The 14141-nt window shown below is 41.2% G+C and carries 16 protein-coding genes and 2 pseudogenes; 8 read left to right on the forward strand and 10 right to left on the reverse strand.

All coding sequences use genetic code 11. The features are described from left to right. The first annotated feature begins 36 nt into the window (after positions 1 to 36). Positions 37 to 978 carry an ornithine carbamoyltransferase gene (gene argF, locus GZH82_RS01955; RefSeq protein ID WP_238989685.1) on the forward strand — a complete coding sequence of 314 codons (942 nt, stop codon included), beginning with the start codon at positions 37 to 39 and terminating at the stop codon, positions 976 to 978. 431 nt (positions 979 to 1409) lie between these two features. Here argF and hisIE read toward each other — a convergent pair whose 3' ends face one another. From hisIE to GZH82_RS02000, 9 genes are read right to left on the reverse strand one after another with little or no spacing between them, the layout of a single operon-like run. Beyond that, complete coding sequence (gene hisIE / locus GZH82_RS14565; RefSeq protein WP_162681076.1) at positions 1410 to 2039, reverse strand: bifunctional phosphoribosyl-AMP cyclohydrolase/phosphoribosyl-ATP diphosphatase HisIE; 630 nt, start codon at positions 2037 to 2039, stop codon at positions 1410 to 1412. After that, positions 2030 to 2794 carry an imidazole glycerol phosphate synthase subunit HisF gene (hisF, locus tag GZH82_RS14570; RefSeq protein WP_162681077.1) on the reverse strand — a complete coding sequence of 255 codons (765 nt, stop codon included), beginning with the start codon at positions 2792 to 2794 and terminating at the stop codon, positions 2030 to 2032. The genes hisIE and hisF overlap by 10 nt, the downstream gene beginning before the upstream one ends. Next, on the reverse strand, positions 2791 to 3495 hold the full coding sequence (hisA, locus tag GZH82_RS01970; protein WP_162681078.1) for a 1-(5-phosphoribosyl)-5-((5-phosphoribosylamino)methylideneamino)imidazole-4-carboxamide isomerase: 705 nt from the start codon (positions 3493 to 3495) through the stop codon (positions 2791 to 2793). The genes hisF and hisA overlap by 4 nt, the downstream gene beginning before the upstream one ends. Continuing rightward, a complete protein-coding gene (gene hisH, locus GZH82_RS01975; protein ID WP_162681079.1) occupies positions 3488 to 4063 on the reverse strand; it encodes an imidazole glycerol phosphate synthase subunit HisH in 576 nt (191 codons plus the stop codon). The genes hisA and hisH overlap by 8 nt, the downstream gene beginning before the upstream one ends. Continuing rightward, positions 4060 to 4641 (reverse strand): imidazoleglycerol-phosphate dehydratase HisB, encoded by a 582-nt coding sequence (hisB, locus tag GZH82_RS01980; protein WP_162681080.1) that lies wholly within the window; start codon positions 4639 to 4641, stop codon positions 4060 to 4062. Before hisB ends, hisH begins: the two co-directional genes overlap by 4 nt. Next, positions 4625 to 5638 carry a pyridoxal phosphate-dependent aminotransferase gene (locus GZH82_RS01985; protein WP_162681081.1) on the reverse strand — a complete coding sequence of 338 codons (1014 nt, stop codon included), beginning with the start codon at positions 5636 to 5638 and terminating at the stop codon, positions 4625 to 4627. The genes hisB and GZH82_RS01985 overlap by 17 nt, the downstream gene beginning before the upstream one ends. Beyond that, complete coding sequence (gene hisD / locus GZH82_RS01990; RefSeq protein WP_162681082.1) at positions 5635 to 6894, reverse strand: histidinol dehydrogenase; 1260 nt, start codon at positions 6892 to 6894, stop codon at positions 5635 to 5637. Before hisD ends, GZH82_RS01985 begins: the two co-directional genes overlap by 4 nt. Next, positions 6884 to 7498, reverse strand: a complete 615-nt coding sequence (hisG, locus tag GZH82_RS01995; RefSeq protein WP_162681083.1) for an ATP phosphoribosyltransferase — start codon at positions 7496 to 7498, stop codon at positions 6884 to 6886. The genes hisD and hisG overlap by 11 nt, the downstream gene beginning before the upstream one ends. 15 nt (positions 7499 to 7513) lie before the next feature. Further along, positions 7514 to 8323, reverse strand: a complete 810-nt coding sequence (locus tag GZH82_RS02000; RefSeq protein ID WP_162681084.1) for an ATP phosphoribosyltransferase regulatory subunit — start codon at positions 8321 to 8323, stop codon at positions 7514 to 7516. A gap of 333 nt (positions 8324 to 8656) precedes the next feature. Here GZH82_RS02000 and deoC point away from each other — a divergent pair, with 333 nt between their 5' ends. From deoC to dhaM, 7 genes and pseudogenes are all read left to right on the forward strand, one after another. Further along, positions 8657 to 9319, forward strand: coding sequence for a deoxyribose-phosphate aldolase (gene deoC, locus GZH82_RS02005; protein WP_162681085.1), 663 nt, complete (start codon positions 8657 to 8659; stop codon positions 9317 to 9319). A 33-nt stretch (positions 9320 to 9352) separates the two neighbouring features. Continuing rightward, positions 9353 to 10531: a phosphopentomutase gene (deoB, locus tag GZH82_RS02010; RefSeq protein ID WP_162681086.1), complete on the forward strand. Its 1179-nt coding sequence runs from the start codon at positions 9353 to 9355 to the stop codon at positions 10529 to 10531. A 97-nt stretch (positions 10532 to 10628) separates the two neighbouring features. Further along, positions 10629 to 10844: pseudogene (locus GZH82_RS02015) on the forward strand (CidA/LrgA family protein); the annotation flags it as partial. Further along, positions 10837 to 11527: pseudogene (gene lrgB / locus GZH82_RS02020) on the forward strand (antiholin-like protein LrgB). The pseudogenes GZH82_RS02015 and lrgB, both read left to right, overlap by 8 nt. A gap of 168 nt (positions 11528 to 11695) precedes the next feature. Further along, on the forward strand, positions 11696 to 12658 hold the full coding sequence (dhaK, locus tag GZH82_RS02025) for a dihydroxyacetone kinase subunit DhaK (protein ID WP_162681087.1): 963 nt from the start codon (positions 11696 to 11698) through the stop codon (positions 12656 to 12658). A gap of 22 nt (positions 12659 to 12680) precedes the next feature. Next, positions 12681 to 13262, forward strand: a complete 582-nt coding sequence (dhaL, locus tag GZH82_RS02030) for a dihydroxyacetone kinase subunit DhaL (RefSeq protein WP_162681088.1) — start codon at positions 12681 to 12683, stop codon at positions 13260 to 13262. Beyond that, the gene (gene dhaM, locus GZH82_RS02035) at positions 13259 to 13618 is read left to right on the forward strand and encodes a dihydroxyacetone kinase phosphoryl donor subunit DhaM (RefSeq protein ID WP_096547169.1); all 360 of its coding nucleotides are present in this window, start codon (positions 13259 to 13261) and stop codon (positions 13616 to 13618) included. Before dhaL ends, dhaM begins: the two co-directional genes overlap by 4 nt. A gap of 66 nt (positions 13619 to 13684) precedes the next feature. On the opposite strand, the gene GZH82_RS02040 is transcribed toward dhaM, so the two are convergent. Next, the gene (locus GZH82_RS02040) at positions 13685 to 14035 is read right to left on the reverse strand and encodes a zinc ribbon domain-containing protein YjdM (RefSeq protein WP_162682979.1); all 351 of its coding nucleotides are present in this window, start codon (positions 14033 to 14035) and stop codon (positions 13685 to 13687) included. Positions 14036 to 14141 lie beyond the last annotated feature (106 nt).

Here is a 14141-nt window from a genome sequence, read left to right on the forward strand (position 1 = left end):
TTTTTGAAAACAAAGGACTATGATGCTGAAGCTTTAATGACATTCATTGATTTTTCGATGGAATTAAAATATAAAAAGCAGCATCACTTGCCACATCCATTTTTGAAAGGGAAAAATATTGCGCTTATTTTTGAAAAGCCCTCTACACGAACAAGAGCAGCATTCAGTGTAGCGGCACATGATTTAGGGGCACATGTGGATTACTATGAAAAAGGTGATATTCATTTAGGGGGCAAAGAATCGATAGCGGATACTGCACAAGTGTTTGGACGTATGTATGATGGCATCGAGTTTCGTGGCTATCACCAGTCAGATGTAGAACAATTGAGTCAGCATGCGGGCGTGCCTGTATGGAATGGTTTGACGAATGAATGGCATCCGACGCAAATGATTGCAGACTTTATGACCATTAAAGAACATTTCGGATCATTAGAAAATCGCACATTAACGTATGTCGGTGATGCATCAAACAATGTGGCACATGATTTACTCGTGACAGGAGCGATGTTAGGCGTCAATGTTCATATCGCTGCACCAGAAAGTTTACAACCGCATCCAGATATTCAAGCCATTGCACAACATTATGCAGAGCAATCAGGAGCGAATATATTAATTACTGAAAATGTCCAACAAGGCGTCTATCATGCGGATGTGCTCTATACAGACGTGTGGGTGTCGATGGGGACAGATGAAAGTGAGTGGGCGACACGCATTGAAAACATGTTGCCTTATCAAATTAATGACGCTCTTCTTGCTCAGGCAGACAATCCAGACCTCATTGTCATGCACTGTTTACCAGCATTTCACAATTTGGAAACGACGACGAGCCAAAAACTGTATGACCAGTTCGGATTAGAGGCATTAGAAATTACAGATGAAGTGTTCAACGGTCCGAATTCCGTCGTCTTTGAACAAGCAGAAAACCGATTACACGCCATCAAAGCGATTATGGCCGCAACACTCGGCGAATTATTTTAAGAACAAAAAAACACCCTCATCCCAATGTCAACCAACACACTGGAATGAGGGTCTTATCATGAAGAATGTGAATAGAACGGTGCGTATCTCAGCATTGTATCTTCATTTAATATTGCAAGAACCATGCGAGACTCCTGAGGTGAGGGATAAAGTTAAAAACAAAATGACGTCTTTTTACTTTGATAGTGAGCACTGTTTAACGCAGTAGCTGTCTGACTTCTCAACGCTTGTACTTTTGAGAAGTCTAGTCAGCCTTGCGGGGGCAGTACTACGAAATCTTTGTGACACATGAGATTTCTGTACTGCGCCCAAAATCCATCAACGCTTCTACCGATGTAACCGCACAATCAAAGCGTTGATGAGTTGAAGGTTCATCGCCTAGGAACGCGAGCTCGGTAGTGCAAAGCATCAAGGTTTAATAAAAGCACATCCTACCATTCCTCAATATCCTGACGTTCACCTTTAAAATTATTCCGCTTCTCATGCCGTTCTCCCAACAACTGCTCGACTTCCGCAAACGTGACATCTTGCGCTTGTAGCAACACGAACAAGTGATACAACACATCTGCACTTTCCGCAATCAGCTCATCACGATCATCTTTCATCGCTGCAATGACGACTTCAAACGCTTCTTCACCAAACTTCTTCGTGATTTTCTCTTTTCCTTCATTTAAAAGGTACTGTGTATAGGAACCGCTATCTGCTTCCTGTGCACGTGTCGCCACTGTTTCTTCAAGTTGTTGCACTTTAAAGCCACTGTCTGTCCCGAAACAACTTTGTGCGCCTGTGTGACAAGTTGGGCCCATTGGTTCGACAAACAGCAACAATGTGTCCTGATCGCAATCTAAATACATATCTTTGACTTTTTGAATGTGTCCAGATGTTTCGCCTTTTTTCCATAGGCGATCTTTGGAGCGTGAATAAAACCAAGCGACCTGTTCATCGACTGTTTTTTGGAATGCGACTTCATCCATATAGCCGAGCATCAATACTTGTTTCGTATCGGCATCTTGTAATATGACAGGGAGTAATCCTTTTGAAAAATCTGGTTTTAAGGCCATCTGACAGGCACACCTCCATTTTCGAGTTCTTGTTTAATTTCGTGTACAGTCGTTTCTTTGTCATGTAATATACTTGCCGCAAGTCCTGCTGAAACAGGTGTTTGTGTGAAAAGTTCCGTAAAGTGACGTGCGTGACCTCCGCCACCTGACGCAATAATAGGGATATTGACTCGTTCAGCTATCCCATTTAAATGTTTAATGTCAAAGCCTTGTTTCATCCCATCAAAATCCATGCTCGTTACGAGGAGTTCGCCAGCACCGAGTGTTTCGACTTCTTGGACCCAATCATACACCCGTTTATCTGTACGTTTTTTACCGCCATGTGTGCAACAGAAATAATCATCTAATTCTGGATCATATTGGCTGTCGATGGCGATACATATGCATTGTCGCCCGAACTTTTCACTCGCTTGACGGATGAGTTCAGGGTTGTTGAGGGCTGCAGAATTAAGTGACACTTTGTCGGCACCATGCTTTAACAAATCAGAAATGTCATCGAGTGAAGCGATGCCACCACCGACCGTTAATGGGATAAACAGTTGCTCGGCGGTTTGTTGGATAATGTCTAACGTTAAAGCATGGCCACGTTCTGTTTTGGAAATATCTAAAAAGACGAGTTCATCGGCACCGCCTTCATTGTAGTATAGTGCTAAGTCGACAGGGTCACCGATGTCTCTTAACCCTTTGAATTGAATCCCTTTCACAACACGACCGTCTTTTACATCGAGGCAAGGAATGATTCGTTTTTTAATCAACTTAATCCCTCCCAAAAGGTGCTTTGATTTGCTGCTTTACCGACGATTGCGGCAGTGATACCTGAAACTTCAAGTCTTTCAAGGTCTTGTTGATGACGAATGCCTCCTGATGCGACGACAGGTAACGATGTCGCTTGCGCAAGTTGAGCAGTGATTTCAAAGTTCGGACCTGCTAATTTGCCATCTTTCGAAATATCTGTATAAATGATGCCGCCTAACGGTAATTTTTCGATTTGTGCTACATAGTCAAATAAATCTAGTGCGGCATCTTCTGTCCAACCGTTAATTTTGATTGCTGTTCGATACGCATCGACTGACACATAAATTTTCCCGGGAAATAACTGACTCATTTCAGCGAGCCATGCGACATTGGTAATTGCTTGTGTACCGACAATACAGTAATCGACACCTGAGTCATAATAACGTCGCAACGTAGCTTCATCACGAATCCCACCACCGACTTCAATCGGTTTATCACTTGCTTGAATGAGGTGTTGAATATAATCCATTTCAATCGCGCGTTGTGCTTTGGCGCCGATAAGGTCGATAATGTGAATACGGTCGACACTTTCGAATTGATTGTAAAATTGAATACTGTCTTCTGCACTCCTCGTCATTGCTTCTGAAGTGTTGTAATCTCCCTCAGTGAGACGTACACTTTTGCCTTCAATTAAATCAATGGCAGGCCAAATTTTAATCATGTTGCCATCCTCCTTTTAATGCTTGGGATAAGATGTCCAAGCCATAATCCCCACTTTTTTCAGGGTGGAATTGAATGCCGATATATTGCCCGCGTTGGACGATACCTGGAATTTGAGCGCCGTAATCTGTATAAGCGACGACATCATCATTCATCGGGGCTTGGTACGTGTGCACATAATAGACGTCTTTATCTAAACCCGGGACGTCGCTTTTTAATTGATTCCAACCGAGATGGGGCACTGTGTAAGGTGTGTCAATCGCACGTACATGGCCTTCGAAAAAGCCGAGTCCAGGGACATGACCTTCTTCGCTAAAAGCATAGAGCAATTGCATCCCGAGACAAATACCGATGATTGCTTTTTGTTGTTGTTTTAATAATGGCGCCAGTTGATAACGGTCAATGGCTTGCATAGCGTCTTTAAAATGACCGACACCAGGTAAGATGAGCTGATCGGCACTTTCAATGACTTCAGGATCACGTGAGACGACGACATCATAGCCGAGATGTTGTACGGCGCGTTGGACATTTAAAATATTGCCTAATCCGTAATCTACAATGACAATCATGATTCAATCACACCTTTAGATGAAGGAATACGTGCTTCTTGTGATGGGCGCAATGCTTGTTTTAAGGCACGGGCGAACGCTTTGAATATCGCTTCAATCTCATGATGTGTATTTCCTTGGTGCAGTAAATCGATGTGTACCGTGAGTCGCGCATTGATGACTAAGGCTCTGAAAAATTCTTCAACTAACTCTGTATCAAACTGACCGACCTTTTCTTTACTGAATTGCGCGTTAAAGTTTAAATAAGGTCGTCCGCTAATATCAACGACAGCACGTGCTAATGTTTCGTCCATCGGTAAATATTGTTGGCCGTAACGCTCGAAATGCTTTTTATCGCGTGTCAGTTGTAACAATAATTGACCGAGTACGATACCGATATCTTCAGTTGTATGATGATCATCCACCCACGTGTCGCCATCTACATTAATATTGAAGTAGAGCCCGCTGTGAAAGCTCAACAGTGTTAACATATGATCTAAAAAGCCGACGCCCGTATCGATATGGCTTGTTTCTTGAGCTTCTGAAAGTTCAATGGCAATTTTAGTTTCTTTCGTTTCTCGGTTAATTTGATATGTCATGACGTTCACTCCATTCTTTGACGACTTGTTCAAAACGGTCTAACTGTGCTTCTGTTGCAATGGAATAGCGGACAAATCCTGCCATCGTTGCTTCAGATGGGTCATTGTAAAAGCGTGGGAGAAAGCCGTGTTGTTCGACATAGCGTCCGAGTGCCATTGCTTTAGGTCCAGCAGTTAACACAAAGTTGGTTTCGCTCGGATAAATCGTCATATGTGGACTTGCATAGTGTTGCAAAATGGCTTTCAAACGTGTGCTTAAGTGACGTTGGTGTGCAACAAACGCTTCTGTTTCTGCTTGATTTTCAAATAAGTGAATGCCAATCGCCATCGTCAGTGCACTGAGTGGATAAGGGTGTTCAATTTGGCGAACACGTTGAATTGTTTTTTCTGTGCCAATTAAGATACCGAGACGCAACCCAGCCATCGCATAAGCTTTCGATAAAGTACGCATTATCAAAATATGATCTTCTAAGGCAATATCGAGTGGCGTCGAAAAATCAACATACGCTTCATCAATGACGAGGTAACCGCCAAGTCGTTTCATTTCATCAGCAATCGCTCGAAGATAACTTTCATCAAAACGGTGACCAGTTGGATTGTGTGGATTACTTAAGATGAAGAAACTCGGTTGGACAGTTTGAATGCGTTCAAGTACTGTTTCAATTGGAAAAGACAATTCTGCTGTTCCGTCAACAAATTGGATATCACGATTCACTTGGCGTGCGTAATCTTGATACATGAAAAAGTCAGGGTTGAGCGTTAAACATGGACCGTCCGGCATGATGAGCATTAACTTTTGAATCAGTTCATCAGAGCCATTGCCACAAGTGATTTGTTCGAACGAGAAAGTATCATCGTAGTATTGCGCATAAGCTTTACGGAAACGATCATACGCCACGTCAGGGTAGTGGTGATAGTCACATTGTTCGATGAGTTCGGTTAATGTCTCTGTCGATAATGGCTTAATCGGACTTTCATTTTTGTTCATACGAATCATGCGTCGTCACCTCTTTGTCTGATTTCTAATGATTTTTGGTGGTGATACAGTTGTTCATCTTGAGCGATACGTGCGGCATCTCGATACGTTTTTTCATATGTTGCTTCTGACAAATGAATGACCGTATGTTTCGTTAAAAAGTCATTGACCGATAAACCGTGTTGAAAGCGGGCTGTCCGTTGTGTTGGTAGGACGTGGCTCGGTCCCGCAATATAGTCTCCAATCGCTTCCGGAGCATATCCACCTATGAATAGGCTGCCGACGTAGTGAATATGTGGTAAATAGGCTTCTGGTTGTATTGTTTGAATTGATGCATGCTCGGGTGCGATTGTATTCATCACATGACAACTGTCGTCAAAATCAGTCGCGTGAATGAGATAGTGATGGTCTTTTAAACTGACTTTTAAAATGTTATGACGTGGTGCATCGTTAAGTGTTTGTTTGATACGGCTTTCTAAATTTTCGAGTAATGCCAAATCCGTTGAAATGACAAACGTCCGCGCCATTTCATCATGTTCTGCTTGAGCAAACACATCATAGACTACCGCTTCTAAGTTACATGTGTCATCAATAATTAACGCAATTTCACTTGGCCCTGCAATTTGATCGATACCGACTTCTCCGTACAGTGCCTTTTTCGCATAAGCGACATATTGATTGCCTGGACCGACAATTTTATCGACTTTCGGAATCGTTTCTGTACCATAAGCAAGTGCCGCGATACTTTGTGCACCACCGACTTGATACACATGATCAACACCAACAATATGACATGCGGCAAGCACACTCGGCGCAACACCATTCGGTTGAGGAGGTGTGACCACACTTATATTTTTTACACCAGCTACTTTTGCGAGTGTTGCCGTCATTAATACTGTAGAAGGATAGCTCGCTTTACCGCCAGGCACATATATACCGACACGTTCGATCGGGTGATACACTTCATAAAGTTCAGGTGTCGCGTATTGGTTTTCGTATTTGATTTGTGTTTGATAATCTCGAATTCTTTGGAAACTATGTTCAAGTGCGTGACGTAAATCTTCATCTATGTTGTGATACGCCGCTTCGATGTCAGCTTGTGGCACTTCCAACGTCTCTACACTGACACAATCAAATTGTTGATTATAGTCATGTAGCGCTAGGTCTCCTTCACGTCGCACGCGCTCACAAATGGCAGTGACTTGTGCGTGGATTTCAGGATTGAATGTTTCTGTCGTTTGAAATTGTTGTAAAAAAGTTTGGCTATTAACGATCAATGAGCGACACTCCTAACATGTTAATAAATGCATCAATTTCTGATGATTGGGTGAAAAAGCTTTGTCGATTCGTAATGAGTTGCGCTTGAATATCTGCAATATGTTCTTTTTCGACTAACCCGTTCGAACGTAAAGTGGTCCCTGTTTGAACAATGTCAACGATGCCGTCTACCATGCCAATCACACAGGCAAGTTCGATAGAGCCAGATAATTCAATCAGTTCGACATCGCGTCCCGTTGCTTTAAAATAATCTCCTGCTGTTTTAGGAAAAGAAGTTGCAACTTTACGATAGTCCGTCGTCTCGTCAAACGCTGCGACTGAAAAGTGACATTGGCCAAAAGGTAGCGCAAGCAATTGATTAACGTCGTATTGGGTTTCGTTGAGAATGTCACTGCCTGTAATCCCAATATCTGCAATGCCTTGTTCGACGTAAATAGGGACGTCATTGCCTTTGACGAATAAAAAATGGAAGGGTGGTGCTTTAATTTGAAGCTGGCGTTCTCTAGATTTTAATTGTGTCGCCAAATCGTTTTGACCTTGTGATTCTAAGTAGGCGAAAAAACTTTTTAGTAGGCGACCTTTAGCTAATGCGATTGTAAGCACAGTGATTCCTCCTCGTTATAATGTTAACCCTAATCCGAAACCCTCTAGTGGTCCGTTGTAATAGCCTCCTGATAACATTCGACCACTGTCTTTAAGGTGCGCATGAATAAATGTCTCCTTATAGTAAGAACGCGGAGCTTGCGGTGTAATATCGAGATGAACCGTGTCGATGTGAATCGATTTGAAGTAAGTTTGCCAACGATTCAAACTGCGAATAATGACGTGATCGTGCGGATATAGCGTATTTAAAAGTTCGAGCTGCTGATGTGTCGGTGTGAGCAATAACCGTACGAGCGGATGACTGATGCCGAGCTCGGACTTGAGTGCCGAAATATTGCGCTGTTCTACCCAAGTGAGTAACTGTTCACGTTCAGCTTGATGCGCGAGCAATAAATCAATGAGCTGGTAATGCCCAATCACGACATATTGAATTTCATCTTGCAACTGTTGTTCGATAAATTGTTGGAACGTCTCAAAAGTATGGTACATTTCTTGAATATGTGGTCGATAACATTCCACACCGAGTTGTGTTTGTACTTGATGGTGTCGCACAATCGGTCCTGTATAAGCCACAGCGGAATGATTGAGTTGGTAATGTTGATAATAGCGCACAAGTTGATCGGTAAAGTCATTGCGTAATGCAAATAATGTATCATCTGCTTGCCACACACTGCGCTCTTTCATTTGTTTTAAATCGTCTGGAGAAAGTTCATCCCATACGAGTGTTTCGATAAAGGCAGTCTCAATCGGTTCGAAATCATTGGCTGCCGCTAACTTTAAAAAGTCAATTTCATATTGTTTATTTTGTATGAAAGGTTGTACCATAACCTACCCTCGCTTTCGTTCTCTACCAAGTTAAAGTATTCGAATAGAATACGACAATGGTAGCACAGAGGTTTTCAGATTTCAACTCATTTTTCTGAATAATTTATTTTTAGTTTCGGATGATTGCCATGACCCTTATCATCAAACTGTCCCCAAACCGTTTGATTTGTACATGGAAGGGTCTCATGCCATAACGGTTCAAGCACGAGCAAGCGTCGCACAAATTCAATCCCAACTTATCGCAATCGATCCAAAATAAAAAAATCGTATTTTGAAGCATCTAATTGTATAATTGAGATGGTCAAGTAATTATATAAATAAGGAGCGTTTCGTATGAATTTCGAAAAATATATTGATCACACGTTGTTAAAACCAGAATCAACACGTGCACAAATTGATAAAATTATTGAGGAAGCAAAAGAATATCATTTCAAATCTATTTGTATAAATCCAACACACATCGCTTATGCTGCAGAAAAATTAGCAGATTCAGATGTACTTGTATGTACAGTGATCGGTTTCCCATTAGGTGCGAACACTACGGAAACAAAAGTATTTGAAACAGAAGATGCGATCCGTAAAGGTGCAGATGAAATTGACATGGTGATCAACATTGGTGCATTAAAAGACCAACGTTACAATGACGTACAAAAAGATATTGAAGCGGTCGTTAAAGCTGCACAAGGTAAAACAGTTAAAGTGATTATCGAAACAGCACTATTAACTGATGAAGAAAAAATAAAAGCATCTGAATTAACAAAAGCAGCAGGTGCACATTTCGTGAAAACATCGACAGGCTTCTCTACGGGTGGTGCAACACCTGAAGACGTGAAGTTAATGAAAGATACAGTGGGCGAATCAGTAGAAGTTAAAGCGGCTGGTGGCGTACGTAACTTAGAAGACTTTAAAGCAATGATTGATGCAGGTGCAACACGTATCGGTGCAAGTGCCGGCGTACAAATTATGCAAGGTCTAGAAGTAGATTCAGATTATTAATCAAGGAATTCAATAAATGTGGGAGTGATTAAGATGACAGTACCTTTTCAACGCGTTCATTTAATTGTGATGGATTCAGTTGGGATTGGAGAGGGTCCAGACGCTAAAGACTTTAATGATGAAGGCTCACACACTTTAAAACATACGCTTGAAGGATTTGATCAAAAGTTACCGAACCTTGAAAAATTAGGCTTAGGGAACATTGCGCCATTACCAGTGATTGATGCTGTTGATCATCCTTTAGCGTATTATACAAAATTAAGTGAAGCGTCAGTCGGCAAAGACACGATGACAGGCCACTGGGAAATTATGGGCTTGAACATGATGCAACCGTTCAAAGTGTATCCAGAAGGTTTTCCAGAAGAGTTAGTTCAAGAAATCGAACAACTATCAGGCCGTAAAGTTGTCGCAAACCGCCCAGCATCCGGTACACAAATTATTGACGAGTGGGGCGAACATCAAATGAAGACAGGGGACTTAATCGTCTATACTTCTGCTGATCCTGTACTTCAAATTGCCGCACACGAAGACGTCATTCCGTTAGAAGAGTTGTATGACATTTGTGAAAAAGTCCGTGAACTGACAAAAGATCCAAAATATTTAATTGGACGTATTATTGCACGCCCATATGTGGGTGAACCAGGCAACTTCACACGTACAAGTAACCGTCATGACTATGCATTGAAACCATTTGGTAAAACAGTCATGAATACGTTAAAAGAAAATGACTATGATGTCATTGCGATTGGTAAAATTAATGATATTTATGATGGTGAAGGTGTAACAGAAGCGGTACGTACGAAAAGTAATATGGACGGCATGGACCAATTAATGAACATCGTCAACAAAGACTTTAAAGGATTAAGCTTTTTAAACTTAGTTGACTTTGATGCGTTATATGGCCATCGTCGTGATAAGCCAGGATATGCACAAGCGATTAAAGATTTTGATGATCGTTTGCCAGAATTGATGGATGCAATGCGCGAAGACGATTTATTGATCGTTACAGCGGACCATGGGAATGACCCAACGGCACCGGGTACAGATCACACACGTGAGTACATTCCAGTCATCATGTATAGTCCGAAGTTTAAAGGCGGACATGCATTAGCAGGCGATACAACATTTAGTTCAATCGGTGCGACAATTGCTGATAACTTTGGCGTAACATTGCCTGAGTTTGGACGTAGCTATTTAAATGAATTGAAATAATTGAGTGAAGTGGCTGATGCCTGTAATGGGGTGTCAGCTGCTTTTTAATTTTTTGAGCAATTAGCAGGCTTGTCCTCTCTAATGGGGGCAAGTCTTTTTATTCGTACCAGCTGGGATTTCAGTTGTCAATTCATTGGACATTATTAGTGCAAGTCCGATTCTCATTATTGGATTGATTATTATTTCAACAATTCTGTTACTTGTGTTTACAGGCTTTGCGTCACAAATTTTAATGCGTATGACAACGAAAGATAAAGTGGCAACAACGCCTCGTACTAAAGCGAAAGTGAAAGGAGCGCACTCACATGGTTAATCATCTCGCTATCGATACACCTTATTTCGGTATTTTATTATCAGTGATTCCATTTTTAATCGCAACAGTACTTTTTAAGAAAACAAATGGCTTTTTATTATTCGCACCACTCCTTGTTGCGATGGTTTTCGGGGTAGCGTTCTTACACTTTACAAGTATTCCATATGAAAAGTACAAAATTGGTGGGGACATCATTAATTTCTTCCTCGGACCAGCAACGATTTCATTTGCGATTCCTTTATACAAAAAGCGTGATGTCTTGGTGAAACATTGGCATCGTATTATAGGCGGTATTGGGATTGGAACCGTGTTGGCACTTGTCGGTATTTTCTTCGTCGCAAAAGCACTTCAATTCGGTAGTGATATTATCGCATCAATGCTTCCGCAAGCAGCAACAACAGCGATTGCACTACCTGTATCAGAAGGCATTGGCGGTATTAAAGAGTTGACATCATTAGCGATTATTTTAAATGCGGTTATTATTTATTAAATTATTGAAATGGTTCCACATTGATAATCCGATTGCGAGAGGTTTATCTTTAGGAACGAGCGGACATACGTTAGGTGTAGCGGCAGCAAAAGAATTAGGACTAGTAAAGGAGTCAATGGCAAGCATCGCGATTGTATTGGTTGGGGTTGTCGTTGTAGCAGTTGTTCCGATTTTGATACTCATCTTCTTCTAGACACAATTAAATATCATTAAAAAGTGTTGTACAAACGTGTGAGGTGGAATGCGCGTCTGTACAACTTCTTTTTGTATACAGAATTGTCAAATATATCACAATAGTTTTTGCGTGAACGTTTTCATATTAAAACTTATAATAGAAGAAACTAGGATAGAAGGTGAGCAAATGAAAAAGTTAATCCAGGATAAAACGCACTTTTTACAAGACATGCTAGACGGTTTGAAAATTACAAATCCGAACATTGATGTGATTGCAGATACAGTGGTTGTACGTCAGCATAAAAAAACGTCTGGTGTCGCATTAGTTTCTGGTGGTGGAAGTGGTCACGAACCAGCACATGCGGGCTATGTCGGTGAAGGCATGCTGGATGCTGCGGTATGTGGTGAAGTGTTTACCTCACCGACACCAGATAAAGTGTTAGAAGCCATTAAAGCGGTGGACAATGGAGACGGTGTGTTACTCATTGTTAAAAATTACGCGGGTGACGTCATGAACTTTGAAATGGCAAAAGATATGGCAGCGATGGAAGACATTCAAGTAGACATGGTCGTTGTACGTGATGACATTGCGATTGATGATGTCGAAAAACGTCGTGGGGTTGCAGGTACAGTATTTGTTCATAAATATGCCGGTTATTTATCAGAGCGTGGTAAGAAATTAACAGAGCTTAAAACTGAAGTCGAAGCATTGATTGATCAAATTCGCACAATCGGGATGGCACTCACACCTCCTGCTGTACCAACGACTGGCAAGTATGGTTTCGATATTGAAGATCATGACATGGAAATCGGTATTGGTATTCACGGTGAACGTGGATTAGAACGTGTGCCAGTTGAACCTGTAGAACAAATTGTGCAACGTTTAATTGAACAATTGAAGGCTGAAGTGGCAAGTGATGAATTAATTGTGATGGTAAATGGCATGGGCGGCACACCATTATCAGAATTAGATATTGTGACGAAATATGTCGCATTACAGTTAGAAAAAGAAGGGAAAACTGTAAAAGGCTGGTTTGTAGGTGATTATATGACATCACTCGACATGCAAGGATTTTCATTAACCTTTGTTCCTTATGACGAACACGTATTATCAGCGTTTCGCGCACCTACAACAAGTCGATTTTTTTAACATCATTCAGGAGGTTCACAAGATGAACGTAGCAATTTTAAAAGAACGATTACTTGCATTAAAAGAAACATTTGAAACAGAAGAAGAAACTTTGACAGAGTTGGACCGTGCGATTGGTGACGGGGACCACGGTGTGAATATGCGACGTGGTTTTGAAGCACTTCCTGACCAATTAGACGACAGTTCCATGCAAGCTTTATTCAAAACGACAGGTATGACACTCATGTCGAAAGTGGGCGGAGCGTCTGGACCATTATATGGCTATAGTTTCGTCAAAATGGCGCAAGTCGCAAAAGATGAGATTGATTATGACAACTTAGTCGAATTGTTAAAAGCATTTGAAGAAGCTGTAGCACAACGCGGAAAAGTGACTTTAAATGAAAAAACAATGTATGATGTCATTGCACGTGCGAGAGAAGCGGTAGAACAAGGTGAGACTGTAGATTTAGCGACGTTACAATCTTATGCTGATGCGACACGTGATATCGAAGCGACAAAAGGCCGTGCGTCATATTTTAAAAAGGACTCAATCGGGTATATTGATCCTGGTGCACAAAGTAGTGTCTACATTTTAAATGCACTGATAGGAGCTGATGAAGCGTGACACAAATCGTTTTAGTAAGTCATAGTGATAAAATTGCAGAAGGTACGCAAGAACTGCTTGCACAAATGGCACAAGATGTTACTGTCGTCGCTATTGGTGGCATTGAAGGCGAAATCGGCACATCTTTTGATGACATTTCTGCAGTATTAAATGATATAGACGATGATGCGATTTGCTTCTTTGATATCGGTTCATCGGAAATGAATTTGGATATGGCGATTGAAATGTATACGGGGACACATCGTATTGAAAAAGTCGATGCCCCGATTGTAGAAGGCAGTTTCATTGCGGCAGTTGCTTTATCTACAGGTCAAACGATAGATGAAGCCATCGCATCTGTCGACGAAGCATTTTAATAACATCTATAAAAATAGGACAGCATGAACGCGTACAGCACGACAATGTTGTCCTATTTTTTAACGTTATTTAATTTTTTTCACAACTTCAGATTTTAAACCAATTTGTCCAAAGCCAGGGATTTTACAGTCGATATCGTGGCCGTCTTCAGGGTCAACGAGCTTAATATTTTTTACTTTTGTACCTTGTTTAATCATTTGAGAACTGCCTTTGATTTTTAAATCGCGAATGACTGACACCGTGTCACCATCTTGAAGTGGATTACCATTTGCATCACGGATTATGGCTTGTTCAGTAGCTGCCTCGAGTGTATCGTTTGTCCATTCATACGCACACATCGGGCAAATGTAAAGTCCGCCATCTTCGTAAGTATATTCAGAATCACACTGCGGACAGTTTGGGATTGCGGTTGTCATGTTAGAATCAACTACTTTCATTAAATATATAAATCTAATCTAACACATTCTGAGTGAAAAGTATTTAACAAATTTAACGACATGTTACGATAATTGTGTGATGCGC

Origin of the sequence: Staphylococcus sp. MI 10-1553, assembly GCF_010365305.1 — a bacterium.
Lineage (GTDB): Bacteria > Bacillota > Bacilli > Staphylococcales > Staphylococcaceae > Staphylococcus.

Excerpts from the sequence above, each read along its gene's own strand:
- argF (WP_238989685.1), top strand. The coding sequence starts at position 37 with ATGACATTCATTGATTTTTCGATGGAATTAAAATATAAAAAGCAGCAT.
- hisIE (WP_162681076.1), bottom strand. The coding sequence starts at position 2,039 with ATGGCCTTAAAACCAGATTTTTCAAAAGGATTACTCCCTGTCATATTA.
- hisA (WP_162681078.1), bottom strand. The coding sequence starts at position 3,495 with ATGATTAAAATTTGGCCTGCCATTGATTTAATTGAAGGCAAAAGTGTA.
- hisH (WP_162681079.1), bottom strand. The coding sequence starts at position 4,063 with ATGATTGTCATTGTAGATTACGGATTAGGCAATATTTTAAATGTCCAA.
- hisB (WP_162681080.1), bottom strand. The coding sequence starts at position 4,641 with ATGACATATCAAATTAACCGAGAAACGAAAGAAACTAAAATTGCCATT.
- GZH82_RS01985 (WP_162681081.1), bottom strand. The coding sequence starts at position 5,638 with ATGATTCGTATGAACAAAAATGAAAGTCCGATTAAGCCATTATCGACA.
- GZH82_RS02000 (WP_162681084.1), bottom strand. The coding sequence starts at position 8,323 with ATGGTACAACCTTTCATACAAAATAAACAATATGAAATTGACTTTTTA.
- deoC (WP_162681085.1), top strand. The coding sequence starts at position 8,657 with ATGAATTTCGAAAAATATATTGATCACACGTTGTTAAAACCAGAATCA.
- deoB (WP_162681086.1), top strand. The coding sequence starts at position 9,353 with ATGACAGTACCTTTTCAACGCGTTCATTTAATTGTGATGGATTCAGTT.
- dhaK (WP_162681087.1), top strand. The coding sequence starts at position 11,696 with ATGAAAAAGTTAATCCAGGATAAAACGCACTTTTTACAAGACATGCTA.
- dhaL (WP_162681088.1), top strand. The coding sequence starts at position 12,681 with ATGAACGTAGCAATTTTAAAAGAACGATTACTTGCATTAAAAGAAACA.
- GZH82_RS02040 (WP_162682979.1), bottom strand. The coding sequence starts at position 14,035 with ATGACAACCGCAATCCCAAACTGTCCGCAGTGTGATTCTGAATATACT.